Source organism: Sphingomonas sp. SUN019 (genome assembly GCF_024758705.1).
Taxonomy (GTDB): domain Bacteria; phylum Pseudomonadota; class Alphaproteobacteria; order Sphingomonadales; family Sphingomonadaceae; genus Sphingomonas.
In genome coordinates, this window is record NZ_CP096971.1 from 1,699,358 (window position 1) to 1,725,174 (window position 25,817).

Genomic DNA, 25,817 nt, shown 5'->3' on the forward strand with positions numbered 1-25,817 from the left:
GTGCAACCGGTTCTAGTCCGCCACCAGCCCGATCATCCGCTCCATCGCCTCGGCGAACTCCAGCTTGAAATCCTGCACCACCTGCCCCGCTGGCCGGACCTGATCGATCAGCCCGACGCCCTGTCCGACGAAATACGTGACCATTTCGCGCGCCGCGGCGTCGCCCTTTTCCGCGGCGCGGTCGCACGCGCGGATCGCGGGTTCGCTGATCAGGCTCTGGTACGGCATCGGCAACGGATCGGGCGAGCCGGGCGCGTCCCACGCGTCGGTCCAGGCCGAGCGGAGTTGGCGCGAGGGTTTGCCGGTGCGGCTTTTCGATCGCACGGTGTCGCGGCTCGTCGCGGCGACCATCTTGTCGCGGAACACGTCGCTGCATTCGCTTTCGGGCGTGGCGAGCCAGACCGATCCCGTCCACACGCCGTCCGCGCCCATCGCCATCGCGCCCGCCATCTGCGCGCCGGTCATGATCCCGCCCGCCGCGAGCACCGGCACCGCGCCCCCGATCGCGCGAATGACCTCGGGCACCAGCACCATCGTCGACACCTCGCCGCAATGCCCGCCCGCCTCGCCGCCCTGCACGACGAGGATGTCGACCCCCGCCGCAACCTGCCTGAGCGCGTGTTCCTTAGCGCCGACCAGCGCCGCGACGGGGACGCCGTGACGCTTCCCAAGGTCGATCATCGCCTGCGGCGGCACGCCGAGCGCGTTGGCGATCAGCTTGATCGGATGGCGGAACGCGACGTCGAGCATCGCGAGCGCGAGATTGGGATCGAACGGCGCGGGCGCGTCCGAATCGGCGCGCTCCTCGGGCATCGTGAAGTGATGACGTTCGGCCAGTTCGCCGACGAACGCGCGGTGCTCGGCGGGCACCTTGTCGGCGAGCGACGCGCGCGTGAGCCCCTTCGCGCCGCCGGTGGCGAGGTTTTCGGGGATCAGCACGTCGAGGCCGTAAGGCTTCCCATCGACATGCGCGTCGATCCACGCGAGTTCGGTCTCCAGGCTTTCGAGCGTATGCCCGGTCGCGCCGAGCACCCCGAACCCGCCCGCACGGCTGACCGCCGCAACAACGTCCCGGCAATGGCTGAAGGCGAGCAAAGGGAAGTCGATTCCCAGCATCTCGCAGATCGGGGTGCGCATAGTGTCTCTCCCTCGGACCGTTCGCCGGTCGCTTGAGAGAGTCGCTAGGCGATTGCGCGCTTGTGCGAAAGCGTCAGTCGGCGCTGGCCAGAAACGACTTCAACTCCCGCGCGGCGGCCTTGTTTGCCGCCGCGGTCTGCGCGTCCTGACCGGCCGGGGCCGCCATGCCGTCGACCACCGGCAGGTCGGTCACCTCGACCGTTGCGCCCATTTCGGTCGCCGCGAACAGTTTCTTGGCGAAAGCGGCGGGAACGCGGATGCAGCCATGCGAGGCGGGGAAACCGGGGTTGCGCCCGGCGTGGATCGCGACGCCGTCCCATGTCAGGCGCTGCATATAGGGCATCGGCGCATCGTCGTATTTGTTCGAACGGTGCACCTCCTTCTTCTGTAATATCGTGAAGATGCCGACAGGCGTGTCGTTGCCGTCCTTGCCGGTCGATACGGTCGACGCCGCGACCAGCGCATCGCCGCGATAGACGTACATCCGCTGGTCTGGGATGCTGATGAGGATCGCGACCGGTCCGGCGGCGGCGTCAGCCTCCCACACATAACGCCCCGGCGTCAGCGAGGCGGCGGCGTTGAAGACGGTCGCGCCACCATCCTCCGCATGTGCGAGCGTCGGCGACAGGGCCAGCGCCGCCGCAATCGCGGGCAACGTCATGGCGAAGGTTGAGCGTTGCGGCATGGCGTCCTCCGATCGAAATCGATGCAGACCAGAAAGGCCGCAGTCGCAATTCGTTAACCAGAATAACGCGGCGAGTCGCTTTTAGTGCCACGGCGGTACGATTTCGACGAGTCGTTCCAATCGCGCGGCGGATGGCCGGTTTTGCGCGATAAGCAGTGGAACTGATTGCGGAATTTTCATTCCCGACGTGCTATATGATTAATCCAACGGGGAGGGGTTCCCAGGAAAGCCATGAGCATATCGCACGACACGCGCACCCGGCGCGCTATCATCAAGACCGGGGGGCTGCTGGCGGGATCGATGATTCTGCCCGACGCGCTGGCCGCCGCGATGCGCGACCCCGAGACGAGGCACAAGCCGCTGACCGCGGAGGATCTGCGTCCGGTTCGTCCCGCGCCCTATCCCAAGCCCTATGCGACCGCGCGCACCTCGCCGCGGGTCGTTCGCCCCGATCTCATGCGCCGCGCGATGGCCGCGCTCGACGCGCATTCGCACCAGGGGATCAAGCGCGACCGCATCGTCATCGCCGATTTTGCCGCGCCGTCGTCACAGGCGCGCTTCCATTTCATCGATCTGGTCAGCGGGAAAAGCAGTTCGATGCTCGTGTCGCACGGCAGCGGATCGGACCCCGAACACACTGGCTGGCTGCAGCGTTTCTCGAACCGCGACGGATCGAACGCAACCAGCGAAGGCGCGTATCGTTCGGTCGATTATTATGTCGGCAAGCACGGCCGGTCGCAGCGGTTGATCGGGCTGGACCACACCAACAACAATGCGCTGCAGCGCGCGATCGTCGTCCATGCGGCCTGGTATGCGAACCCCGAGATCGTGCGTGAGCGCGGCGTGCTGGGGCGGAGCCAAGGCTGTTTCGCGGTCGGCGAGCGCGATCTGGACGAGGTCTTCGCCCGGCTCGGACAGGACCGGATGATCTACGCCGCGAAGGTGTAACGTCGCCTGAGGCCGCGCGCGCGACCGATCAGCCGCGCCCAGACCAGTTCATCGATTCCTGCATGCCCGAGGCCCAGATGCGGCGGGCGTACCGCGAGCGCATCCGGGAGCGTGATCGTTCCTTCGCGCAAGGATGCGCGCGACACCGCCGACCAGCGCCGCGCGGTTTCCCAGCGGATCAGCCGCACGTCGTTCGCATCGCAGGCATGTCCCATGAAATGCGCCTCCTGCAATCGCACCAGCGCCTGCCCCAGCCGCGCGAGCGTAGCGCGATCGGCGGCGGGCTGGCGGTGCATCAGGTGGTGGACCACGCACGCCGCGGCATCCGTGGCCTTGTCGGCGAACACCGGCGTATAGGCCTCTGCCAGCACGCGTGTCGCGCTGGCCAGCATGATCGTCTCATAGCGTTGCGACGCGCCGCCCGCATGACGGCGATAGACCAAAAGATCGTCGTCGAGCCGGGCGATCTCTCCGATCGCGGCGATGCGGTGATAGAGGTCGAAATCCTCGGCGTAGAGGATGTCGGGGCGTGTGAACGGATCGAGCGCGCGCGCCGCGGCGGCGCGGATCATCACCGACGACCAGACGAGCGGGTTTTCGATCATCGTCAGCCAGCGCAGCAACGCGGGCGTGGTGTGGACCGGATAGGCCGACGGGCCGACCGCGACGTCCTCCAGCACCGCGGTGGCGCTGCCGATCAGCACGCAATCAGGATGCACATCGAGATAGGCGACCTGCCGTGCGAACCGCTCGGGGCGGCACAGATCGTCCTGGTCTAGCGCGGCGATATATCGCCCGCGCGCCTCGGCGAAGGCGCGATTGCGCGCGCGCACCGGCCCGCCGTTCTCGGCCAGTGCGATCACCCGGACGCGCGGGTCGGGCCATGCCGCCAGCACCGCCAGCGTGTCGTCGGTCGACCGGTCATCGACCACGATGACCTCGAAATCGCCGAACGTTTGCGCCGACAGGCTGGCCAACGTCTCGCGGATCAGTGCGGCGCCATTGTAGGCCGCCATGATGACACTGATCACCGGTTTAGTCATGCGGCGGCGCGCGCGCGTTCGCAGATCAACTGGTCGACGATCATCAGCCCGACGTCGTTCTGCCACAGCCACAGGCCGTTGGCCTGCCCGACGAAGCTCGCCTCCCCGCCAAGCTTGCCCCACGGCACGAACCCAGCGGCGAGCCCGATGCCGTAAAGTCCCGGCACCGCCGCGCCGCCCGCATCGACCACGCGGCAATGCTTGTCGACCATCGGCTTGCCCGCGTCGGCCGCGAGCGCCAGCGGCGTGCCGTCGACCCGCTCCACCGTCAGCGCACGCGGGCGATAACCGAGCGCGGCGATCACCAGATCGGCCTCGCCAACGATTCGGCGCGCGCTCGCGTCGTCGCCATCGATCCGGTGCAACGCGACGCGCGGATCGGGCGCGCGGCCATCGATGCCGAGCATCCTGAGCACCAGATCGCGCGCCTCGAGCCGGAAACCTGCGAGGCGATAGACGAACCCCGACACCGGGCAGATGTCGTCCGCGCCGAAATCGGTGAACCCCTCGGCGTGCGCCGCCTCGACCGAATAGTAGAACGGCCTGAGCGGACGACGGTGAAGCAAGGTGATCGCGCCCGCGCCAAGCGGCAAGGCGGGGTTGCCCTTCAGCAGCAGCGCGACCGTCGTCAGCGCGCTGGTCGACCCGCCGATCACCGCGATCCGCGGCGCGCGTTTGGCCGACAACAGATCGGCGACCTGCTCGAATCCACCGAGCGTCAGCACCTGATCCGATTGCAGCAGGCGATCGCCCGCCAGATCTATCAGCCGCTCGCCCGCGACGCGTTGCGTCACCAGCCGGTCGAGCGGCTGGTGCCCGCCGGTCGCGAGGACGATGTTGCGCGCGATACGCTGATGGCTCTCGCCGGTCGCCAGGTCGACGACGCGCGCACGCCACAGGCCGTCGCCGTCGCGGCGGATCGCCTGCACCTCATGCCCCGTCAGCACCGTCGCACCGTGGCGTTCGGCCACCCGGTGCAGCGCCGCGCCGGTATCGCGCAACAGCGGCCCGACCGTCGCAAGCGGTACGCCGAGCGCATCGCGATACGCCGCCACCGCCTGCCCCGCGGGCGCGTCGGCCAGCGCGGCGAGTTCCGGATGGGGATTGTTTGCGACCGCGGTCAGGAAGGTCTGCGCAGTCGAATCCGATGTGATCGCATAGCGTCCCAGCCGCCCGCCGCCGAGCGCCGCGTCGCGCTCGACGATCACCAGACCTCGCGCGAGCCTTTCAAGCGCCCCGTTCTTCGACGCCGCGGTCAGCACCGCCGTGCCCGCTGGGCCGCCGCCGACGATCAGCGTCTCCGCAACACGCTCCATTCCCGCCATTCCCGAATCCTTTCGCGAAGGCGGGTATGGCGCGACGTGCCTAAAAAGCGGTTAGCGGCGGTCGAACGCGGCCAGTTCATAGGCGATCGACGCCTCGACCAGGTCGTCCCACAATTCCGCAATCGCATCCGCGGGCAGGCCCGCAGCGTTCGCGCCATCGCGGGCGTTGGCGATCACCTGCGCCTTGCGCGCCTCGTCACGCACCGCGCCGCGCATCGGTTTGATCCGCGCAGCGGCGTCCATATAGTCGAAGCGGCGACGCAGCAGCGCGATCAGCTCGCGGTCGACCTGGTCGACGCCCGCGCGAACCTCCGCCATCGTGGTGCAATCTGGTCCGGGAAGGATGTTCATAGGCGTGCGCTCTGGCGAGCCCAGCGGCGGCTGTCCAGCTTGACTCATACAGGTCACGCGGCTAGGCGCGCCGCTTCGCAATGCCCCTGCACCCCGGTGAAGCAGGCGGCCTGCCCGGATTTTTTCTGAAGCAGCGCGAGACCGGGAATACCGTTGTTAGCACTTGCAAGGAATACATATGTCGAAGCGCCATAGCGCCAAGTACAAGCTCGACCGCCGGATGGGCGAGAACATCTGGGGTCGTCCGAAGAGCCCGGTCAACAAGCGTGAATATGGCCCCGGCCAGCACGGCCAGCGCCGCAAGGGCAAGGTTTCCGACTTCGGCATTCAGCTGCGCGCCAAGCAGAAGCTGAAGGGCTATTACGGCGACGTGACCGAAAAGCAGTTCCGCGCCTGCTACACCGAGGCCGCCCGGATGAAGGGCGACACCGGCCAGAATCTTATCGGCCTGCTCGAGCAGCGCCTGGACATGATCGTGTACCGCGCGAAGTTCGCGCCGACCGTGTGGGCCGCGCGCCAGCTGGTCAGCCACGGCCACGTCCGCGTCAACGGCGTGAAGTGCAACATCGCCTCGCGCCGCTGCTTCGTCGGCGACGAGATCACGCTGGGATCGAAGGCGCAGGAAATGGCGCTGGTGATGGAAGCGCAGAGCCTGGCCGAGCGCGAAATCCCCGACTACGTCGCCCCCGACGGCGCCGCGAAGATCACCTTCGTCCGTGTGCCTTCGCTCGACGAAGTGCCCTATCCGGTGAAGATGGAACCGAACCTCGTGGTTGAATTTTACTCGCGTTAATTCGCGCTGAGGCGAGGGCTTAGCGCAGCTAAGCCCAGCCAACACTCAGCGCGAACGGCCAACGGCGCTAGAGCGCCGCTCGACGACACGGCTTTGCCGGGTCGCGGTCCCGGAAAAGAAAAAGGGCGGCTCCCCCGGGGAGCCGCCCTTTTTCACATCCTACTTCAGCGCGGCCTTCAAAAACGCGTCAGCCTTGTCCAGCATCGCGATGCGCGCGTTCGAATCGTCGAGCTGGTGGTCCAGCCCCCTGTATTCGACATATTCCACTTTCCGCCCGGCATCCTTCAGCCGGTCCGCCATTAGCCGCGACTGGCCGACCGCGACATTCAGGTCGAGATCGCCGTGAAACAGCAACACCGGCGCCTTGATCCGGTCGACGTTGCGCGCGGGCGATCCCTCTTTCACGTGCGCGCCGCTGCCGATGAAGCGATCGACGTTCACGAAGTTGCTGTAATTGCGCGAATCGTTGCGCAACGTATCCAGATCGGTGACCGGCGCGATCGCCACGATGCCCTTGAATAGGTCGGGGTCGAGCACCGACGATTGCAGCGCGGCATAGCCGCCGTAGGACCACCCGACGATGCCCAGCTTGCCGGGCGCCGCAATCCCCTGCGACAGCAACCAGCGTCCACCGTCGTTCACGTCGCCGATCGCGGTGCGCCACGATTGGAACCCGTTCTTCTGGAACCACGCCTCGCCATAGCCGGAAGAACCGCGGAAATTGGGCTGCAGCACGGCAAAGCCCTTCGCCGCGAAATATTGCGCCAGCCAGTCGAAGCCCCATTCGTCACGCGCGCCGGGGCCGCCGTGCGGCATGACGATCGCGGGCAGACCCTTTCCGTTGCCGCCCGCAGGGACGGTCAGATAGCCCGGGATCATCGTGCCATCGGCGGCGGGAAAGCTGACCGGTTTCATCGTCGCCAGCTTCAGCCGGTCGGCGTGCGGACGAACCGGCAGCACCTCCTCCAGCTTCCGCGTTCCTTTATCGAACACGTAGTAGCGGCCCGCATCGTTATCGCTTCCGGCGAACATCAGCAGCCGCTTTTCGTCCGCGCTGGCGTCGACGAACCGCACCAGCGGCTTCAACGGCAGCGCGCGCCCCAGCGACGCGCTGAGCGCCTTCAGTTCTGGATCGAAGAACGTCGCCTCGCGCCGCTCGGTGGCCCAGCTTGCCCCGACCACCCGGTTCTGCCGCCCGATCTGGATCAGTCCGTCGACATCGACGTCCGGTCGTGACACCACCATCTCGCGTTTCAGCGTGCCGTCCAGCGCGATACGCCACAAGGCGCTGCGCCCGTTCGAATCGTCGAAACCGTAAACCTGGTTCGATTTGGAATCGACCGCATAGGGATTGAAGCCGCGGCTCCCGACCCCGGTCAGCGACAGCGTGCCGAGCGGCGACCAGCCCCGATCGGTCGGCTTGCGATAGAAGTAGCTGACCTCGCTACCGGAATAGCCGCTGGAGGTGGTCCCGATCGTGCCCATCACGCGAACGTCGCCAAGACCGTCGGAGATATATTCGACCGCGCCCTTGCGCGGCTGTTCGACGACGCTGCGCGCCAGCGTCACCGTGTCGAGCCGGTCGACGCCCAATCCAGTCTTGGACTTGCCCAGATTCGTCCCGATCGTTTCTTCGGGTACATGGACCCGAGTCATCAGCACCGATGCGCTGCCCTCCTTGCCGCCGGTCCAGTCGATGACGGTCCCGCCGTTCTGCGCGACACCCAGCGCACGGCTGTTCGTGCGCTCGGTAAGCATCTTCAGTCCGCTGCCGTCCGTGTTGATCGCCACCATGCGGGTGAACGCCAGCCGGAGGCCGCTGTCGGATCGCACGATGTACAGACGGCAGACCAGACGGCTGGAGGTCGACCAGCGGCAACCGGTCAATCGTTCCGGATCGCCGGAGGCCGTCATGATGACCTTGGGCGCACCGCTCGTCATCAGGTCGGCGATGGCGACCGCGCTGCCCCGCGCACCCACCGGCTGGATCATCGCCACTTTCGTCCCGTCGGGCGACAGGCTCATGTCCTGAATGTATTCGCGACCGCCGAATGCGACGGCCTCCACCGACGGATCGGCCAAGGCCCCGTCAGCCGCGCCCACCAGCCACAACGCCGCCCCCGCGCAAATAAACGCCTTCATGATTCACCCCCCTGTTTCCAGAACGTTACAGCGCCTGCGCCGCCTCGCCAAGCGCCGTGCTTGCACCCCTGCCGCACCGCTGCCAAACAGCCGCAACTCAGGCAGAATCGAACCGGAAGGCTCCCGCGATGACCCGCCCCCCGAAGCCCGAATGGGCGCCGCACAAGGCGTTGTGGATCGGCTTTCCCAGCCACCCCGAATTATGGGCCGAAGATCTCGCCGAAGCCCGTTCGGAAGTCGCCGCATTCGCGCGAGCGGTCCATGCCGATGGCCGCGGCGAGACCGTGCTGCTGGTCGCCGCGGATGACGAAGCCGCCGACGCCGCGCGCCGCCTGGCCCCGTTCGCGCAACTGGTGGTCGAGCCGTTCGGTGACATCTGGCTGCGCGATACCGGGCCGATCGTGTCGGGCGACGGCGTGGCGCATGATTTCGGTTTCAACGGCTGGGGCGGGAAATACGATCTGCCCGGCGACAACGATATCGGCCGCCGCCTGGCCGAAGCGCGCGGCAAGCGACTGGTTACGCACGACTGGGTGCTGGAGGGCGGCGCGATCGATGGCGACGGCACCGGGCTGATCGTGACGACCGAACAATGCCTGCTCCACCCAAACCGCAACCCGGCGTTGTCGAAGGCCGAGATCGAGCGGCGGCTGGACGAAGACCTCGCGCTCGACCGCGTGTTGTGGCTGGGCGAGGGATTGCTCAACGATCACACCGACGGCCATGTCGACAACCTCGCGCGCTTCGTCGGCGAAGGGCGCCTCGCGATCCCGGTCGGGGGCGAGAACGACCCGAACTGGCAGGTCTATGCCCGCGCCGCCGAACGCGCGCGCGGTTTCGGCGTCACCGTCGTCCCGGTCCCCTCCCCCGGCCGCGTGCTGCGCGACGAGGAGATCGTGCCCGCCAGCTACATGAACTTCTACATCGGCAATGCGAGCGTCGTCGTCCCGCTGTACGGCGCGCCCGACGACGATGTCGCGGTGAAGGAGTTCCAGGCGTTGTTCCCCGACCGGCAGGTCATCGGGCTGCGCGCCGACGCGATCCTGACCGGCGGCGGCAGTTTCCACTGCATCAGCCAGCAGATTCCGGCGTAAGGGTGCGCGCATGACCGAAATTACCGTCGCTGCGCTGCAACTTGGCTTCACCACCGATATCGACCGCAACATCGCCAACGTGTCGCGGCTGGTGCGCGAAGCCGCGGCGCAGGGCGCGCGCGTCATCCTGCCGCCCGAATTGTTCGAGGGCGAATATTTCTGCCGGGTCGAGGACGAAGGCCTGTTCGCCAACGCCGCGCCGGTGCGCGAACACAAAGCGGTGCTGGCGATGCAGGCGCTGGCCGAGGCGCTGAAGGTTTGGATCCCGACGAGCTTCTTCGAAGCCGACGGCCCGCACCATTACAACAGCCTGGCGATGATCGGTCCGGACGGCGAGATCGCGGGCGTCTATCGGAAGAGCCACATCCCCGACGGGCCCGGCTATGAGGAGAAATTCTACTTCCGCCCCGGCAACACCGGGTTCAAGGTATGGCCCGGCCCGGACCGCACCACGTTGGGCGTCGGCGTCTGCTGGGACCAATGGTATCCCGAAACCGCGCGCGCGATGATGCTGATGGGAGCCGAAGTCCTGTTCTACCCGACCGCGATCGGCAGCGAGCCGCACGACACCAGCCTCGACACCGCGCGGCTGTGGCGGCGCGCGATGGTCGGGCACGCGGTATCCAACGTCGTTCCCGTCGTCGCCGCGAACCGGATCGGCGTGGAGCATGGCCAGACCTTTTACGGTACGTCGTTCATAACGGACGAACGCGGTGATATCATCGCCGAACTCGACCGCGAGGAAGAAGGGGTCATCACCGCGACGATCGACCTCGCCCGCGTCAAACGCCACCGCGCCGCCTTCGGCTTCTTCCGCGACCGCCGCCCGGACCTTTACGGACGACTTGTGGAGGACGTGTGACGATCCAGGATCACTTTGCGGTCGACCGCCTGAGGGCAACGGCTCGTCAACACTGGTTCTATCTGCTGTTGCCTGTCGCGCTTGCGGCGTCGCTTAACCTTCGTTCGATGATCGATTGGCGAACCGACGCGCTTCAGATGGAGGCGGTGACGCTCTTCGACTGGTGCGTGTTCCTGCCGGCCATGTTCGTGTTGTGTTATCGACGACAACTAACGACAGGCGCGCTTGCGGTGCGGACCATCGGGATCGTCTGCGCCGGATTGTGGGTGGCGGCGTCGATCGTGCCCGACGATCGGGAAAGTCTGATCGGTTCGGTGACGTGGCTGCGCTATCCTGGCCTTGCGCTACTCGTGCTCGCCGAAGGATTGGCGCTGGTCGCGGTGCTGAAAATCACCTTTTCGAAGACCCCGGACGAAGCCGCGCTGCGCCGACTGAACGTCCCGCCGCTGATCGCTCGGCTGATGCTGGCGGAGGCGCGCTTCTGGCGCTGGCTGTGGACGAAATTGCGCGGCGAGTAATGTTCAGCACGGTCGCAGTTCCACTGCCCGAGCGAACACCGCCTCGAACATCTCCGCGGTCAGCCGCCCGGTGTTGGTGTTGTAGCGCGAGCAATGGTAACTATCGATCAGGATGCGGCCGTCGGGCATGCGGTGTTCGGCCAGGTGCCCGAACTGCGCCTTCGGCAGCCGCCCGCCCAATACCTTCACCGCCGATTGATGCGCGATCTGGCCGAGCGCGATGAACACCCGCGCGTTGGGCAGCGCGGCGACCTGCGTGTCGAGGAACGGGCGGCAGGTGCGGATTTCCTCCGGCGTCGGCTTGTTCTGCGGCGGCAGGCATTTCACCGAATTGAGGATGATCGCACCGTCCAACCGCAGCGTGTCGTCGGGCTTGCCCTCGTACACGCCGGTCGCCAGCCCGAATTTCAACAGCGTCGCGAACAGCAGGTCGCCCGCATAGTCGCCGGTGAAAGGCCGCCCGGTACGGTTCGCACCGTGCTTGCCGGGCGCTAGGCCGATGATGCCGAGCCACGCCTGTGGATTGCCGAACGCCGGGACGGGCGCGTTCCACCAGCCCGGAAACTCGCTGCGAAGCGACTCGCGAAACGCGACCAGGCGCGGGCAGCGCGGGCAATCGTGTGGCGGTTCGGTGTCGGGGATCGGCGAGGGTGCGAAATTCATCGCGCTCGGGTAGGCGCAGATGCGTGACGACGCAAAACTATGTCATCGCCTTGGGCAGCAACCGCCGCGGCCGCCACGGTTCGCCAGTGGAGGAGGTGCGCGCCGCGCTTGCCGAACTGCGCGCGGTCGCCCAGTCGCGAATCGTCGCCAGCGCGCCGCTCGGCCCGTCGATCCGGCGCTTCGCCAATGCGGTCGCGGTGGTCGAGAGCCGCGATTCGCCGCCCGCGATGCTGGCGCGGCTGAAGCGGATCGAACGCGCGTTCGGCCGCCGCCGCGGCATCCGCTGGGGGCAGCGCGTGATCGACCTCGACATCATCGCGTGGAGCGGCGGCATCTGGGCCGGCCGCGGCCTGACCATCCCGCACGCCGCGCTGAACGAACGCGCTTTCGTTCTCGCACCATTGGTGGAACTTGTACCCGACTGGCGCGATCCGCTTAGCGGGCTTTCCGCACGACAATTGCTTGCGCGGTTGACCCGGAAGCGTAGCGTCCCTAGTCGCGCACGGCTGGTCGGGGGTCCGTAGCTCAGTTGGTAGAGCAAGCGACTTTTAATCGAGAGGTCCCGGGTTCGAGCCCCGGCGGACCCACCACGCCACTCATGGATCATGAGGAAGCGACGCCCGCTGGCGTCGCGCGGCCGCCCCATCTGCTGTGGGCGGCGGGGATCGGCGCGGTCGCGATCGCGCTGATGTTGCTGCTGGGCTTCGTCATCGATCGCTGGCCGTTCGCGTTCGATCAGCGAATCATCATCGGCGTGCATGGCGCAGGGCCGCCGTGGGTCCGCAAGTCGATGATCGACATCACCGCTCTGGGCGGCGGCACGGTGCTGACGATGGTCACCGTCGCGACCGCGGCGCTGCTGCTGTTGCGCCGTCTGTGGATCACCGCGTTGCTGATGGTGATCGCGACGATCAGCGGATCGACCATCGTGCAGGCGCTGAAGGTCGAATTCGCGCGCGCGCGGCCCGACATCGTCGACCATATCGTCGTCGCGTCTGGCAACAGCTTCCCCAGCGGACACGCCGCCAATTCGGCGATCGTCTATCTCACCATCGCCGGGCTGCTGAGCCAGGTCGTCCGCGGCCGGTCGACACGCAATTTCGTCATCGCGGTCGCGGTGCTGCTGGTCGGCGCGATCGGGATGAGCCGCGTGTATCTGGGCGTCCACTGGCCATCCGACGTGCTGGCCGGATGGAGTTTCGGGACGCTCTGGGCGCTCGCATGGTGGTGGGCGGCGGCCAAGACCCGCGCCGCCACGATCCACCGCCAGGATTGAGCCGCTGGTTCAGGCGACCCCGAACGGCACCACGCGATTAGTCTGGGTATGGCCGATCTCGGCCCGGCCCAGATACGGCACGCCCATTTCGCGGCACCAGCGCACGATCATCGTCTCCAGCGGCTCGCCCCATTCCGGTTCGTTCGCCTGCACATCGTTGACCGCACCCAGCCGCAGGCCGGCGATGCCCTTCAACTGCGTCGCGTGCGCCATGTGCCAGAGCAAGCGGTCGATATTGTACATCGGCTCGGACACGTCCTCGATCAGCAGCACGTGGTCGGTCAGGTCGGGCAGATACGGCGTGCCGATCAGCGCGCCCAGGATGGAAAGGTTGAACGCCGCGGCGGGGCGTCCGTCCAGCCCCGGTTCCAGCCCCTGCCGGTCGCCGCGCGCCATCCACCCGAGCGCGCGCGCGACGGTCTGATCGCCGCCCTGCCGCCGGATGTCGCTCGCCATCGGCCCGTGCGCGGGCCGGCCGATGCGCCGCGCATAGAGCGCGCCCAAGATGAACCCCATGTCCGAATAACCGACATAGGTCTTGTGCCGCGCCGCTGGCCCCAGTTGCGGCAGGATGATCGGCAGGATGCGGTTCGATCCATAGCCGCCGCGCAGGAACCAGATCGCATCGAAGGCGGAATCGTTGGCGAATTCGAGGAATGCAGCCGCGCGGGCCGCGTCCGACCCGGCAAAATGCCCGTCCTCGGCCCAACATTGCGGATGGATCACCAGATCGACGCCGGGATAGGCGATCGCCGCGAACGCGCTGACCGGCGGTTCGGCGGCGCGATTGCCGCGGCTGGCGGGGGCGACGACGCCGATCTTCATTCCCACCCCAATCTTGCCTCTGTGCGAAACCGTCGATAGCGCCGCGCGATGCAGATCGGCAACCTTTCGGACCACAGCTTCTTTTTCGTCGGGATCGGCGGATCGGGGATGATGCCGCTCGCCATGATCCTCGCCGGGCGCGGCGCGACCGTCGCAGGGTCGGACCGCGGACTGGATCAGGGGCGTGTTCCCGCCAAATTCGACGATCTCGCAGCGAAGGGCATTGCGCTCCACCCGCAGGACGGCAGCGGGATCGTGGCGCGCGAGCAGATCGTCGTCGCCTCCGCCGCGGTCGAAGCGAGCGTGCCCGACATGATCGCCGCCGATACACTCGGCTGCGCGAGAATGACTCGCGCCGAGCTGAACGCCGCTTTGTTCAACGCCAGCGTCCTGCCGATCGGCGTGGCCGGAACGAGCGGCAAATCGACCGTCACCGGCATGATCGCGCGCATCCTGCACGATGCGGGCCGCGATCCGACCGTGATGAACGGCGCGGTGATGAAGGATTTCGCCGCGCCCGACCGCCCCTTCGCCAGCGCGCTGGTCGGCGCAGGCGAGGCTTACGTCAGCGAGGTCGACGAAAGCGACGGATCGATCGCGCTGTATTCGCCGCGGATCGCGGTGCTGAACAACGTCAGCCTCGATCATAAATCGCTCGACGAACTGAACGCGCTGTTCGCCGATTTCATCGCCAAGGCCACGACCGCGGTCATCAACCTCGACAATCCCGACGCCGCGCGGCTGGCGATGACGCTGCCGAAGGACCGGCTGATCACCTTCGCGCTGGACCGCGAGGCCGATCTGCGCGCGACCGATATCGTCGAGGAACCGTTTGCGGTCGCCTTCACGCTCGGCGAGCGCCATGTACGGCTGTCGGTCCCCGGCCGCCACAACGTGTCGAATGCGCTCGCCGCGATCGGCGCGGCGGTCGCGGCGGGCATACCACTCGACGAAGCGGTTGCAGGAATCGCGCGCTTCACCGGCCTGCGCCGCCGTTTCGATCTGGTCGGTCAAGCCGCAGGCGTCGCGGTGATCGACGATTTCGGGCACAACCCGGACAAGATCGCCGCCACGCTCGACACGCTCCACGCCTTTCCCGGCCGTTTGCTGCTGCTGTTCCAGCCGCACGGTTATGGCCCGCTGAAGGTCATGCGATCCGAGCTCGTCACAATGTTCGCCGCGAAATTAGCGCCCGACGACGTGCTGGCCCTGCCCGATCCGGTCTATCAGGGCGGCACGGTCAACCGCGAGGTCACCAGCGCGGACATCGTCGCCGACGTGACGCTGGCGGGCCGTCACGCGCGCCACATCCCCGACCGCGCCGCCGCCGCCGCGCATCTGGTGGCGCAGGCGCGCCCCGGCGACCGCATCGTCGTGATGGGCGCGCGCGACGATACACTCAGCTTGCTGGCAGCCGATATGGTCGCGGCGCTGGGTGGCAAGAGCGGCCAAAACTGATAGTCTCCGCCTCCGCAGCCTTCACGGAGACCCGCATGTTCCGCCGTCTGTTCCTCGATCACCCCGCCTCGGTCGGGGAGAGCTATGCCGAGCATTTCGGTGTCGCCTCGCGCTTCGGCGCGACGTTGGTCGCGGGCGGCATCGGCTGCATGATCCACGCGGTCCTGCCGTTCGCATTCAAGACCCGCGGCAGCGATACAGTGATGGCGCTGCACCGCGATCTGGTCGCCAAACGCAACGCGCACCGCGCCGCGCATCTCGAGATGACGACGGTCGAATACGTCATCTAAGCGATTGACCCGCCGCGAGGATTACGCTCCATTCGCGGCGGGGGACTTTTCATGAACGACGACACGGCCGGGGGCGACGCCGCCTTCGGTTTCTACGGCGACTGGCGTGAATTCGCGCCGATCGCCTTCACCAACCTGTTGCTGACGATCGTCACGCTGGGCATCTACCATTTCTGGGCGAAGACGCGCGTGCGCCGCTATCTGTGGAGCCGTACGCGCTTCATCGACGACCGGCTCGACTGGACCGGGACGGGGCTGGAGCTGTTCATCGGCTATCTGATCGCCTTCGCCTTGTTTGTCGTGCCGTTCGGCGTGCTGAACCTGATCCTGCAGGGCATTTTGTTGCGCGGCCATCCGGGATGGGCGGGACTGATCGGCGCGACCGTTTACCTGCTGCTGATCTATCTGGTCGGCGTCGCGATCTTCCGTGCGCTGCGCTACCGGCTCAGCCGCACCTTCTGGCACGGCATCCGCGGCGGCAGCGACGATCAGGGCTTCGCTTACGGCTGGCAGTATTTCTGGCGCACGATCGTGGGGATGTTCGCCGCCGGGCTGATGGTGCCGTGGTCGATGACGACGCTCTGGAACCGGCGCTGGGGGCGGATGAGCTTCGGCCCGATGCCGTTCGCCGCCGATGCGAAATGGCAGCCGATCTTTCCGCGCTATATGCTGTTCTACCTCGCGCCGATCATCTTGTTCATCGGCTTTTTTGCTATCGGCCTGGCGTTCGCGGGATTTAGTGCAGGTGGGGGCTTCAATCCCAGTACGCCGCCGACCGGCGGAACGCTGGTCGCGATCGTGATCGTTGCGGCGCTGGCCTATATCCTTTTCTTCGGCGTGCTCGGGCTGATCGCGATGATCTTCTATGCGGCTTATTACCGTGAGGCCGTCGGCACACTGACGCTGGGGCGGCTGAGCTTTGCGTTCAACGCGCGTACGATGGACTGGATCAGGCTGTACCTTGGCAACATCGGACTCGTGCTGGTCACGTTCGGCGTCGGCTACATCTTCATCCCGTATCGCAACTGGGCGTTCTTCGTGCGGCACATGGAGGCGTTCGGCGACATCCATCTCGACGATCTGACCCGCTCGACCTCGCGTAAGCCGGGCCAGGGCGAGGGTCTGCTGGATGCGTTCGATGTCGGCGCATTCTGAAGGCTATCCAATCTGGCATCAGGACGGCGAGGTCGCGTACCGTCGCCGTCCGGTGCTGGTCGCCGACGGCGCGACCTTCACGCTGGTCGAGGGCGAGCGCACCACCGGCCCGTTCGCCTTCACGGACCTGATTGCGCATGACCCCGCCGGCGGTGCGCCGACATGGGGACTAAAGCGCCACCCCGGCTGGCGGATCGGCTTCCCCGAAGGCGTGCCCGGCGACCTCGCCGACCACCTGCCGGGACAGCAGCGCTACGGCGGCGTCATCGACCGCATCGGCCTGTGGCCAGCGACCGCCGCCTTCGCCGCGGTCGCCGCGATGGTCGTCGTCGCTTTCCTCAACACCCCGCCTTTGGTCGCGCGCGCCATCCCCGCCTCGGTCGAGAAACGTCTCGGCGACGTGATGGTCGGCGATTTCGGGCGCAAGGGATGCGCCACGCCTGCCGGTGACGCCGCGCTGGCCGCGATGGTCGAGCGGATCGATCCCTATGACCCGACACTAGAGGTCAGCGTGGTACGGATTCCGATCGTCAACGCGGTGACGTTGCCGGGCGGGCGGATCGTGCTGTTCGACGGACTCCTCAAGGCGGCGCGCTCGCCCGACGAGGTGGCGGGGGTGATAGGGCATGAGATCGGCCATGTCCGCCACCGCGACGTGATGGAGTCGCTGCTCCGCCAGATCGGCCTGTCGGTTCTGCTCGGCGGGATGGAGGGGCATGTCGGCGGCTACACCAACGCTTTGCTCGCCTCCTCCTATTCACGAAAGGCCGAATCGGACGCCGACGCCTTCGCGCTCCAGCTGATGCAGGAGGCGAAGGTGTCTCCCGCCGCGACCGCGGGCTTCTTCACCCGGCTTGGCGGTCGGGCGGGGAAGGCCGAACGCCTGTTCGCCTATGTCGCGTCGCACCCCGTCTCGGCCGATCGCGCGCAACGCTTCGCCGCCGCGGTCGACCGCACGGCGACGTACCGCCCGACGATCGACGCGCAGCAGTGGCGCGCGCTCAGGTCGATATGTTCGAAGACGCCAAAGGAGACAGACTGGCGGTTCTGATCCGACGCGCGTAACTCGGGTCGTATGAACGTACCCGCCCGCCCCCGCCTCGCCTATCACCTGACCGAGGGCGCCGGCCCAACGATCGTCTTCCTGCCCGGCTACGCCTCCGACATGACGGGCACGAAGGCGGTCGCGATCGAGGAGTGGGCGAAGGCCGAGGGGCGCGCCTTCCTGCGTTTCGATTATGGCGGCTGCGGCGCGAGCGAAGGCGTGTTCGAGGATCAGACGCTCGCCGACTGGCGTGACGATACGCTGGCGATGATCGACCATGCGGTTACTGGCCCGGTGGTGCTGGTCGGATCGTCGATGGGCGGGTGGATCATGCTGCTGGCGGCACTGAAGCGCACCGATCGCATCGCGGGTCTGGTCGGCATCGCGCCTGCGCCCGATTTCACCGACTGGGGGTTCTCGCAGGACGAAAAGATGCGGCTGCTGCAGGACGGGCGGATCACGCGGGCCAACGCGTACGGCCCGGAGCCGACGGTCTATACCAGCCGCTTCTGGTCGTCGGGAGAGGCCAATCGCGTGATGTTCGGTGAACTCGCGATCGATTGTCCGGTGCGGCTGATCCAGGGACAGCGCGACGCCGACGTGCCGTGGCATCGCGCGCCTCGGCTGGCCGAGCTGATCCGGTCCGCCAACGTCCAGACCCTGCTGGTCAAGGACGGCGACCACCGGCTGTCGCGGCCATCCGACATCGCGCTGATCCTGCGCGCGATCGGCGAGGTGCTGGCGTGATCCTGTTCGCGCTGGCGCTGCAGGCCGCCGCCGTCGACACCGAAGCGTGCGCGAAGCAGGCTCAGGGCGATCCCGTCGCGGCAGAACGCGCGGCGGAACGCTGGGCGCTGGCGGGCGGCGCGCACGCGGCGCAGCAGTGCCGCGGCATCGCGCTCGCCGCGCAGGCGCGCTATCCCGAGGCGGCGGGCGCGTTCGAGGCCGCGGCGCGGGCCGCCGAACTGGCGAAGGACACCGCGGCGGCGAGCTACTGGGCGCAGGCCGGCAATGCGTGGCTGGCGGGGCAGCAACCCGCCAAGGCGCGCACCGCTCTGGACGCGGCGCTGGCGGCGGGGACGCTGGGCGGGCTCGAGCGTGGCGAGGCGCAACTTGACCGCGCCCGCGCGCTGGTTGCGACTAACGACCTGAAGGGCGCGCGGGTCGATCTCGACGCCGCTACCGCCAACGCGTCGGACGACCCGCTTGGCTGGCTGCTGTCGGCAACGCTCTCGCGGCGGATGAACGATCAGGCACGGGCGACGGCCGACATCGCGCAGGCACTCCGCCTCGCCCCCGACGATGCGTCGGTTCAACTGGAAGCAGGCAATATCGCCGCGCTGGCGGGCGACGAAGCGCGGGCGAAGGCCGCGTGGACCGAAGCCGCCCGCCTCGCCCCGGTCGGCCCCGCCGGGCAATCCGCAGCCAAGGCACTGGCGCAGTTCGCGGTCATGCCCGCGAAAAACTAGCCGTCATCCCCGCGAAAGCGGGGACCCATGGCGATCGATCGCCAAAAACGAACGCCGCGTTATGTGCAAAGCGCAGGCCATGGATCCCCGCTTTCGCGGGGACGACACGGGCTTTCTATGCCCCCTCCTGCGCCGCCTTCCAGTCGCGCTTCACCTTCTTGGCCAGGCTCCATTTGTGGACCTCGGTCGGGCCGTCGTAGATACGGAAGGCCCGAATTTCGCGGAACACCTGTTCGACGATGGTGTCGCCGGTCACCCCGGCCCCGCCCATCACCTGGACACAGCGGTCGGCGATCCGCATCAGCGCCTCGCTGACCGCGACCTTCGCCATCGAGCTTTCGACCGTGCCCAGCGCCCCGGTGTCCAGCACGCCTGCGCACCAGTCGATCATCAGTTCGGCCTGTTTCAGATCGATGAGGTTCTCCGCCAGCATGAACCCGACGCCCTCATGATCGACCAGCGGCTTGCCGAACGCATGGCGGCGGCAGGCGTAATCGGTCGCGATCTCGTTCGCGCGGACGCACGAACCGAGCCAGCGCATGCAATGCGTCAGCCGCGCGGGCGCGAGGCGAATCTGCGCCAGCTTGAACCCGTCGCCAGGGTTGCCGAGCATCTGGTCGGCGGTGACGCGAAGCCCTTCTATCGCGACGACGGCATGGCCGCCCGGCATCGACGAATCGATCGTGTCGAGCACGCGTTCGATGCGGATCGCCCCTTGCTCATAGGCGTCCGGCAGATCGACCAGGAACATCGACGCGCCCTCATCGGCCTTCGCCATGACGATGCCGACCTTCGCGCCCTCCGCGCCGGTGATGAACGCCTTGCGCCCGTCGATCACCCAATGGTTGCCGTCGCGCCGCGCGGTCGTCTGCATCATCGACGGGTCCGACCCGGCCCCGCCCTCGCTCGCCGGTTCGGTCATGAAGAACGCCGATCGAGCCTCACCGCTGACCAACGGATCGAGGAAGCGCGCGCGTTGTTCGGGGCTGGCGACCTTCCCCAGCAGGTACATATTGCCCTCGTCAGGCGCGGCGACGTTGACCGCGACCGGGCCGAGCGGCGACAGCCCTGACGCCTGCAGCACGAGCGCGACCTCGCGGTGGTGCAGATGCTCGCCGTCCGACAGGATATGCGGGGTCAGCACGCCCGCCGCGCGCGCCTTGCCGCGAAGCTCGACCACCAGATCGTCCGACGGTCCATGCGCGCCGCACCGCGGATCGCGCTCGTACGGCGCAACGACGTCGCGAACGAACGCCTCGACGCGGGTGGCGATTTCTCGGGCGCGGTCAGTCATCGCAGCTCTCCTGTTTGGCGAGCCTTTGGCAGGTCAGCCGATCCAGCGCCAGATGCCCGCGGGCCAGCCACTGAGCGGAATATGCGCCCATGTCGCCGCCAGCCACACGACCAGCCCGCCCGCCAGCGCATGCATCCCGAACCCGCCCAGCTTCGCGCGGCCCGATGCGATCGCGGCGAACGGGAGGTAGCTCGTCCGGCGTTCCCATTCGGGCCAGAAATCGGGTTGCAGCGCGCGTTTCTTCCGGTCCTGCATATGCGCCCCGACCAAAGCGAGTACGATGATCGCGACCGACACGGTGACGTTCGACGGCTCGGGATAAACCAGGATATGCACGACGCCCCACAAAGCGAACGCCCACATCATCGGATGCCGCGTGATCGCGAACACGCCGCGCGCCTCCGGCACCGCTTTCGTGGCACCGGTCGGATCAGGCATCGCGGGATTGCGGATCAGCGAGCCCAGCAGCAGCACGCTCGCCACCAGCATGATCAGCGTGCCGACCACCCACAATCCGTCGCCGACCGCCCACAGCTGCGGCTGCTCCGGCGCGGCGCGATAGGCGAGTCCGAGCCAGATCAGCGTCGCGAACGCCACCACGCTGTAGAGGCCGAGGAATCCCGTGGCCCCCACTCGCGCCACCAGCGGCGCGCGCAGCGGATGCGACAACAGGAAATGCGTGCCGACAAAGGCGACCGCGGCCAGCATCACATTTCCCATGATCTACCTTCCCTTATTGCACCCCGTGCATCCAGCGTTTGATCAGCGGCGAGATCAACAGCAGGAACAGCCCGATTCCCGCCGACACCAGCCCGATCGTCCAGAACACGCCCGAATACGTTTCAAGGCTGACCTTCAGGTTCGTCACCTGCCCGCCGACCGTCTCGACACTCGCCACCTGCGCGACGACGCCCGCGACATATTGCGCGACCGAGATCGACAGGAACCACACGCCCATCATCAGCCCGACGATCCGCGCGATCGACAGCTTGGTGATCATGCTGAGGCCGACCGGCGAGATGCAGAGTTCGGCGAACGAATGGATGAAATACAGCCCGGCCAGCCACCAGATCGCGACTTTGAACGACGGGCCGACCATCGTCGCGCCCCAGACGAGGAACAGGAAGCCGAGCCCGACCCCGATCAGCGCGATGCCGAACTTGATCGGGATCGACGGTTCGATGCCCTTCGCCGCCAGCTTCGTCCACAGCACCGACATGACCGGCGCCAGCGCGACGATGAAGAACGCGTTGAAGAACTGCGTCTGCCCCGCCGAGATGCTGAACAGCCCAAAGATCGACAGATCGGTGTTGCGATCGGCGAACAAGGTCAGCGACGACCCGGCCTGTTCGAACAACGTCCAGAACACGACGTTGAACACAATCAGGATCATCGCCGCGCACATCATCTGAAATTCACGGCGATCGCCGACCTTCGCCGACCAGATCAGGATGCCGGGGACCGAGATCAGGAACGTGCCGAACAGCAGTTTCCCCATCAGCGACAGCGACGCGACGTACCCGATGATGCCCGATCCGGGCACCTGCTCGGGCGCGTTCATCAGGTTCGTGAACAGGAAATACAGCACCGGCACCGCGGCCAGCGCGCCGAGGTAGATCGGGATCGACCGGTTCGCCTTGTCCACGGGCGGCTCGCCGATACCGTTCAGCCTGCCGCCGTCGAACTGGATCAGCGACCACGACAGCAGCATCCCGAAGGCGGCGAGCCCGAAGCCCGCCCACCAGCCCACCGCATCGGCGAGGAATGGGCACAAAAGCTGCGAGAACAGCGAGCCGAGGTTGATTCCCATGTAGAAGATCGTGAACCCGGAATCACGCCGCCGGTCCCCCTCGGCGTAGAGCGTGCCGACCATCGTCGAGATGTTGGGTTTGAAGAACCCGTTCCCGACCGAAACGAGGCTTAATGCCACCAGCATCAGCGCGACGAAGAACGGACTGCGATCGGCGCGGCTCTCGAACCCGCCCTTCTCGACCGTGCGCGCCACCGCGCCCGACCCGTCGAGCAACGACACCGTACCGTCGTCATTGCCCTTGATCGCCAAGCGCTGCGTGCCGTCGATCACATAGCGCGTCTCGACGCCGCCCCGCTCCTCCAACTGCACTTCGTACCGTTGGCCCGAAATCTCGGCATAGGGCTTCGACACCTCGCCGCCGAAGCACAGCGTGAAATAGCCGACCGCCATGACGATCGCGCCGAACTTCACCGCGCGTTTCGAACCCAGATACTGATCCGCCAGATACCCGCCGATCAGCGGGGTCAGATACACCAGCGCGGTGAACCCGCCATACAGCCCAGTCGCCTCACGATCGCCGAAGATGAAATGCTTGGTGAGATACAGCGTCAGCAGCGCGCGCATCCCGTAGAAGCCGAACCGCTCCCACATCTCCGTCGTGAACAGCCGCGCGAGTTGCCGCGGATGGCCGAACCAGGTGGCCTCGCTGGCGGGATTGACGTGCGAAATATCCGGCTCGCGCGGGGTGTCCGCGGTCGGGGTGTCCACCATGTGTACGTACGCTCCCTGATACTCTCCGCCTGTTGCCTTTGAATATGGCCGGGCGAATTGGTTGCGGGTGAGACTAGCGGCATTGGAGCGGGTGTAAATGCCGCAGGTGCGTCGCTAAGGGCTGATCACATGTTCAACGATCCCTCGACGCCGCTCTCGCTGCTCGCCACACGCCGCTCGGGCAAGCCGCGCGATCTCGTCGCACCCGGGCCAGATTTCGCAAAGCTGCGCGAACTGTGCGCCATCGCGGCGCGTACGCCCGATCACGGCAAGCTCACCCCATGGCGCTTTGTGATCGTCGAAGCCGATCAGCGCGACGCGCTCGCCGCGTTGCTGACCGATGCGTATCGCGCGGAAAGGCCTGATGCGAAGCGGCTGGAGATCGAGGCGATGGAGCAATTCGCGCGGCAAGCCCCCGCACTGGTGATCGTTCTGTCTTCACCCAAGCCCGAAAGCCACATCCCGCTGTGGGAACAGGAATTGTCGGCGGGCGCGGCGTGCATGAACCTGCTCCACTCGGTCCATGCCGCGGGTTTCGCGGGCGGCTGGCTGACCGGCTGGGCGGCCTATTCGGATGCAGTGCGCGACGCGTTCGGCCACGCGCCCGAACGAATCGCGGGGTTCGTGTTCATCGGCACGCCAAGCAGGCCGCTGGACGAACGTCCGCGTCCCGATTTGGCCACGACTGTCCGAAAATGGACGGTGTAGGGACTCGACGGGGCGCACCGTTGCTGTATTAAGGCAGCATGACAGGTCTCAGCAGCGAGGACAGCCCGGTCTACATCCGGCTTCGCGGCGGCATCGCCGCCGCGATCCTGCGCGGCGAATATCGTGCGGGTGACCAATTGCCCTCGGTCCGCGCGCTCGCCGCCGAACATGGCGCGAACCCATTGACCGTCGCCAAGGCCTATCAGAGCTTCCAGGACGACGGCTATGTCGAGGTCCGCCGCGGTGTCGGGATGTTCGTCCTGCCCGGCGCGGCGGAGAAACTGCGCATCGCCGAACGCGACAGCTTCGTGAACGGCCAATGGCCCCGCATCCGCGACCATATCGACCTGCTCGGGCTCGACATCGACGAACTGATGGCGCGCGAACGCGCTTAAGTAGCCAACGCCAACAGCCGCTGCGCCGCCTTCAGGTGCGGCGCGTCGATCATCCGCCCGTCGAGTTGCAACGCCCCCGCGCCCGGATTGGCCGCGAAAGCCGCGACCACCGCACGGGCGTGTGCGCTCTCCGCTTCGGAAGGGGAGAATGCCGCGTTGATGACCGCCACCTGCGTCGGATGGATCGCCATCATGCCGGTAAAGCCGTCGCGCCGCCCGCGCGCGACATAGGCCGCCAACCCGTCCAGATCGCGGAAATCGGGCCACACGGTCTCGATCGCGGGCACGCCCGCGGCGTGCGCGCCGAACAGGGTCAGCGCACGGACGACCTTGTACGGATCGGTGTAGCTGCCGTCCTCCTCGCGGCTGGACGATGCGCCGATCGCCGCGGGCAGATCCTCCGCGCCCCACGTCAGCCCCACCAGCCGGTCGCCCTTGTACGTCCCCAACTCGAACACCGCGCGCGGCGTTTCGCTCGCCACGGGCAGCACGCGATAATCCCCCGGCAAGCGCGCGGTCAGCGCATCGACCGACGCCTGCCCCTCGGCCTTGGGCAGCACGATCCCGTCGAACCCCGCCCCGGTCAGCGCATCGATATCCGCCGCGGCTTCATCCGAATCGATCGGGTTCACGCGGACGAACAGCGCCACGTCGCGCTTTGCCGACAGGAACGCGCGCACTGCGCCTCGCGCCTCGGGCTTCTTCGACGGCGCGACCGCATCCTCCAGGTCGAGGATCAACGCATCCGCCCCCATCGCGAGCGCCTTCTCCATCCGTTCGGGCCGGTCGCCCGGCACGAACAGCAGCGAGCGCAACCTCACTTGCCCATCTCCACAAGCTTGCGCTCCCACGCCAGCGCATCGCGCACGATCCCGTCGAGATCGGCGCGCTTCGGCCGCCACGGCAGCGCGGCCAGGATCGCGGCGTTGTCCGCCACCAGTTCGGCCGGATCGCCCGCGCGGCGTCCCTCCAGCTTGCGTTCGATCGTCAGGTTCGTCACCCGATCGACCGCGTCGAGCACCTCCAGCACCGAAAACCCGCGGCCATAGCCTGCGTTCAGGATGTGGCTCTGCTCCGGCCCGGCCGCCAGCAATTCCAGCGCCGCGACATGCGCGTCGGCCAGATCGGAAACGTGGATATAGTCGCGCACCCCCGTCCCGTCGCGGGTCGGGAAATCGGTGCCGAACACGCCGACCGACGAGCGCTTGCCCGTCGCCGCCTCGACCGCAATCTTGATGAGGTGCGTGGCGCCGACCGTGGATTGGCCGCTGCGTCCCGCGGGGTCGGCCCCCGCCACGTTGAAATAACGCAGGCAGGCGTAGTTGATCGGATGCGCCGCCGCGACATCGCGCAACATCGCCTCGGTCATCAGCTTCGACATGCCATAGGGGTTGATCGGCAGCGTCGGATCACCCTCCGCGATCGGCACCTTGTCCGGCGTGCCGTAGGTCGCCGCGGTTGACGAAAAGATGAAATGCGCCACCCCCGCCGCCACCGCGCTCTCGATCAGGCTGCGCGAGGCGGCGGTGTTGTTGCGATAATATTTGAGCGGATCGGTCACCGATTCGGGCACCACGACCGACCCGGCGAAATGCATGATCGCCTTCACGTCATGCTCGCGCAGCACGTCGCGCACCGCGGGGTCTTCGACCGCCAGCTCGATCAGCGTGGCGCGGGAGTCGACCGCCCAGTCGAATCCGGTGACGAGATTGTCGATCACGACCACCTCGTGCCCCGCATCCAGCAGCGCCAGAACCGCGTGGCTGCCGATATAGCCCGCCCCGCCCGTGACCATCACCTTCATCGCAACAACTCCT

The 25,817-nt window shown here is 67.1% G+C and carries 28 protein-coding genes and 1 tRNA gene; 16 read left to right on the forward strand and 13 right to left on the reverse strand.

Annotation, left to right across the window (positions count from 1 at the left end; genetic code table 11):
- Positions 1–12 precede the first annotated feature (12 nt).
- Together M0208_RS08250 and M0208_RS08255 are read right to left on the reverse strand one after the other, a co-directional pair.
- Positions 13–1,137 carry a nitronate monooxygenase family protein gene (locus M0208_RS08250; RefSeq protein ID WP_258891232.1) on the reverse strand — a complete coding sequence of 375 codons (1,125 nt, stop codon included), beginning with the start codon at positions 1,135–1,137 and terminating at the stop codon, positions 13–15.
- Between the two features lie 73 nt (positions 1,138–1,210).
- Positions 1,211–1,822, reverse strand: a complete 612-nt coding sequence (locus tag M0208_RS08255; RefSeq protein ID WP_258891233.1) for a L,D-transpeptidase family protein — start codon at positions 1,820–1,822, stop codon at positions 1,211–1,213.
- A 231-nt stretch (positions 1,823–2,053) separates the two neighbouring features.
- On the opposite strand from M0208_RS08255, the gene M0208_RS08260 reads away from it, so the two are divergent.
- Positions 2,054–2,770 carry a murein L,D-transpeptidase catalytic domain family protein gene (locus tag M0208_RS08260; protein ID WP_258891234.1) on the forward strand — a complete coding sequence of 239 codons (717 nt, stop codon included), beginning with the start codon at positions 2,054–2,056 and terminating at the stop codon, positions 2,768–2,770.
- Here the strand turns inward: M0208_RS08260 and M0208_RS08265 are convergent.
- From M0208_RS08265 to M0208_RS08275, 3 genes are read right to left on the reverse strand one after another with little or no spacing between them, the layout of a single operon-like run.
- Positions 2,752–3,813: a glycosyltransferase family A protein gene (locus M0208_RS08265; protein WP_258891235.1), complete on the reverse strand. Its 1,062-nt coding sequence runs from the start codon at positions 3,811–3,813 to the stop codon at positions 2,752–2,754. The two genes, M0208_RS08260 and M0208_RS08265, sit on opposite strands and share 19 nt — an antisense overlap.
- Positions 3,810–5,138: an FAD/NAD(P)-binding protein gene (locus M0208_RS08270; RefSeq protein ID WP_258891236.1), complete on the reverse strand. Its 1,329-nt coding sequence runs from the start codon at positions 5,136–5,138 to the stop codon at positions 3,810–3,812. The genes M0208_RS08265 and M0208_RS08270 overlap by 4 nt, the downstream gene beginning before the upstream one ends.
- Before the next feature lie 51 nt (positions 5,139–5,189).
- On the reverse strand, positions 5,190–5,489 hold the full coding sequence (locus M0208_RS08275) for a chorismate mutase (protein ID WP_258891237.1): 300 nt from the start codon (positions 5,487–5,489) through the stop codon (positions 5,190–5,192).
- Between the two features lie 178 nt (positions 5,490–5,667).
- Here M0208_RS08275 and rpsD point away from each other — a divergent pair, with 178 nt between their 5' ends.
- A complete protein-coding gene (gene rpsD / locus M0208_RS08280) occupies positions 5,668–6,282 on the forward strand; it encodes a 30S ribosomal protein S4 (protein ID WP_258891238.1) in 615 nt (204 codons plus the stop codon).
- Between the two features lie 159 nt (positions 6,283–6,441).
- Here rpsD and M0208_RS08285 read toward each other — a convergent pair whose 3' ends face one another.
- Positions 6,442–8,424 (reverse strand): S9 family peptidase, encoded by a 1,983-nt coding sequence (locus M0208_RS08285; protein WP_258891239.1) that lies wholly within the window; start codon positions 8,422–8,424, stop codon positions 6,442–6,444.
- A 128-nt stretch (positions 8,425–8,552) separates the two neighbouring features.
- Between M0208_RS08285 and M0208_RS08290 the strand changes: the two genes are divergently transcribed.
- From M0208_RS08290 to M0208_RS08300, 3 genes are all read left to right on the forward strand, one after another.
- Positions 8,553–9,518, forward strand: a complete 966-nt coding sequence (locus tag M0208_RS08290; RefSeq protein WP_258891240.1) for an agmatine deiminase family protein — start codon at positions 8,553–8,555, stop codon at positions 9,516–9,518.
- A gap of 10 nt (positions 9,519–9,528) precedes the next feature.
- Positions 9,529–10,380, forward strand: a complete 852-nt coding sequence (gene aguB / locus M0208_RS08295) for an N-carbamoylputrescine amidase (protein WP_258891241.1) — start codon at positions 9,529–9,531, stop codon at positions 10,378–10,380.
- A 107-nt stretch (positions 10,381–10,487) separates the two neighbouring features.
- Positions 10,488–10,898 carry a hypothetical protein gene (locus M0208_RS08300; protein WP_258891242.1) on the forward strand — a complete coding sequence of 137 codons (411 nt, stop codon included), beginning with the start codon at positions 10,488–10,490 and terminating at the stop codon, positions 10,896–10,898.
- Between the two features lie 3 nt (positions 10,899–10,901).
- On the opposite strand, the gene M0208_RS08305 is transcribed toward M0208_RS08300, so the two are convergent.
- A complete protein-coding gene (locus tag M0208_RS08305; protein WP_258891243.1) occupies positions 10,902–11,561 on the reverse strand; it encodes a uracil-DNA glycosylase in 660 nt (219 codons plus the stop codon).
- A 23-nt stretch (positions 11,562–11,584) separates the two neighbouring features.
- Between M0208_RS08305 and folK the strand changes: the two genes are divergently transcribed.
- The 3 genes from folK to M0208_RS08320 all read left to right on the forward strand — a co-directional run bounded on the left by folK (position 11,585) and on the right by M0208_RS08320 (position 12,837).
- Positions 11,585–12,085, forward strand: coding sequence for a 2-amino-4-hydroxy-6-hydroxymethyldihydropteridine diphosphokinase (gene folK, locus M0208_RS08310; RefSeq protein WP_258891244.1), 501 nt, complete (start codon positions 11,585–11,587; stop codon positions 12,083–12,085).
- Positions 12,076–12,151 (forward strand) — tRNA-Lys (locus M0208_RS08315). Before folK ends, M0208_RS08315 begins: the two co-directional genes overlap by 10 nt.
- Before the next feature lie 8 nt (positions 12,152–12,159).
- Positions 12,160–12,837: a phosphatase PAP2 family protein gene (locus M0208_RS08320; protein WP_258891245.1), complete on the forward strand. Its 678-nt coding sequence runs from the start codon at positions 12,160–12,162 to the stop codon at positions 12,835–12,837.
- Positions 12,838–12,846: 9 nt separating this feature from the next.
- Here M0208_RS08320 and M0208_RS08325 read toward each other — a convergent pair whose 3' ends face one another.
- A complete protein-coding gene (locus M0208_RS08325; RefSeq protein ID WP_258891246.1) occupies positions 12,847–13,662 on the reverse strand; it encodes an LD-carboxypeptidase in 816 nt (271 codons plus the stop codon).
- A 48-nt stretch (positions 13,663–13,710) separates the two neighbouring features.
- Between M0208_RS08325 and M0208_RS08330 the strand changes: the two genes are divergently transcribed.
- The 6 genes from M0208_RS08330 to M0208_RS08355 are packed head-to-tail and all read left to right on the forward strand — an operon-like array spanning position 13,711 to position 19,079.
- The gene (locus tag M0208_RS08330; RefSeq protein WP_258891247.1) at positions 13,711–15,120 is read left to right on the forward strand and encodes a glutamate ligase domain-containing protein; all 1,410 of its coding nucleotides are present in this window, start codon (positions 13,711–13,713) and stop codon (positions 15,118–15,120) included.
- A gap of 35 nt (positions 15,121–15,155) precedes the next feature.
- Entirely contained in the window at positions 15,156–15,410 is a 255-nt protein-coding gene (locus M0208_RS08335) for a DUF6356 family protein (RefSeq protein ID WP_258891248.1), read from the forward strand.
- A 51-nt stretch (positions 15,411–15,461) separates the two neighbouring features.
- Positions 15,462–16,565 (forward strand): YjgN family protein, encoded by a 1,104-nt coding sequence (locus tag M0208_RS08340; protein ID WP_258891249.1) that lies wholly within the window; start codon positions 15,462–15,464, stop codon positions 16,563–16,565.
- Entirely contained in the window at positions 16,549–17,616 is a 1,068-nt protein-coding gene (locus tag M0208_RS08345) for a M48 family metallopeptidase (RefSeq protein ID WP_258891250.1), read from the forward strand. Before M0208_RS08340 ends, M0208_RS08345 begins: the two co-directional genes overlap by 17 nt.
- A 24-nt stretch (positions 17,617–17,640) precedes the next feature.
- The gene (locus M0208_RS08350) at positions 17,641–18,357 is read left to right on the forward strand and encodes an alpha/beta fold hydrolase (RefSeq protein WP_258891251.1); all 717 of its coding nucleotides are present in this window, start codon (positions 17,641–17,643) and stop codon (positions 18,355–18,357) included.
- Entirely contained in the window at positions 18,354–19,079 is a 726-nt protein-coding gene (locus M0208_RS08355) for a hypothetical protein (RefSeq protein ID WP_309546993.1), read from the forward strand. Before M0208_RS08350 ends, M0208_RS08355 begins: the two co-directional genes overlap by 4 nt.
- Before the next feature lie 115 nt (positions 19,080–19,194).
- Here M0208_RS08355 and M0208_RS08360 read toward each other — a convergent pair whose 3' ends face one another.
- The 3 genes from M0208_RS08360 to M0208_RS08370 are packed head-to-tail and all read right to left on the reverse strand — an operon-like array spanning position 19,195 to position 22,897.
- On the reverse strand, positions 19,195–20,373 hold the full coding sequence (locus tag M0208_RS08360; protein ID WP_258891252.1) for an acyl-CoA dehydrogenase family protein: 1,179 nt from the start codon (positions 20,371–20,373) through the stop codon (positions 19,195–19,197).
- A gap of 33 nt (positions 20,374–20,406) precedes the next feature.
- Positions 20,407–21,093 carry an NnrU family protein gene (locus M0208_RS08365; protein ID WP_258891253.1) on the reverse strand — a complete coding sequence of 229 codons (687 nt, stop codon included), beginning with the start codon at positions 21,091–21,093 and terminating at the stop codon, positions 20,407–20,409.
- Positions 21,094–21,106: 13 nt separating this feature from the next.
- Positions 21,107–22,897, reverse strand: coding sequence for a peptide MFS transporter (locus M0208_RS08370; RefSeq protein WP_258891254.1), 1,791 nt, complete (start codon positions 22,895–22,897; stop codon positions 21,107–21,109).
- 129 nt (positions 22,898–23,026) lie between these two features.
- Here M0208_RS08370 and M0208_RS08375 point away from each other — a divergent pair, with 129 nt between their 5' ends.
- A complete protein-coding gene (locus tag M0208_RS08375; RefSeq protein ID WP_258891255.1) occupies positions 23,027–23,605 on the forward strand; it encodes a nitroreductase in 579 nt (192 codons plus the stop codon).
- A gap of 38 nt (positions 23,606–23,643) precedes the next feature.
- Positions 23,644–24,000 carry a GntR family transcriptional regulator gene (locus M0208_RS08380; RefSeq protein WP_258891256.1) on the forward strand — a complete coding sequence of 119 codons (357 nt, stop codon included), beginning with the start codon at positions 23,644–23,646 and terminating at the stop codon, positions 23,998–24,000.
- Here M0208_RS08380 and M0208_RS08385 read toward each other — a convergent pair.
- Complete coding sequence (locus tag M0208_RS08385; protein ID WP_258891257.1) at positions 23,997–24,821, reverse strand: CoA ester lyase; 825 nt, start codon at positions 24,819–24,821, stop codon at positions 23,997–23,999. The two genes, M0208_RS08380 and M0208_RS08385, sit on opposite strands and share 4 nt — an antisense overlap.
- On the reverse strand, positions 24,818–25,804 hold the full coding sequence (gene galE / locus M0208_RS08390; RefSeq protein WP_258891258.1) for a UDP-glucose 4-epimerase GalE: 987 nt from the start codon (positions 25,802–25,804) through the stop codon (positions 24,818–24,820). Before galE ends, M0208_RS08385 begins: the two co-directional genes overlap by 4 nt.
- Positions 25,805–25,817: the final 13 nt, after the last annotated feature.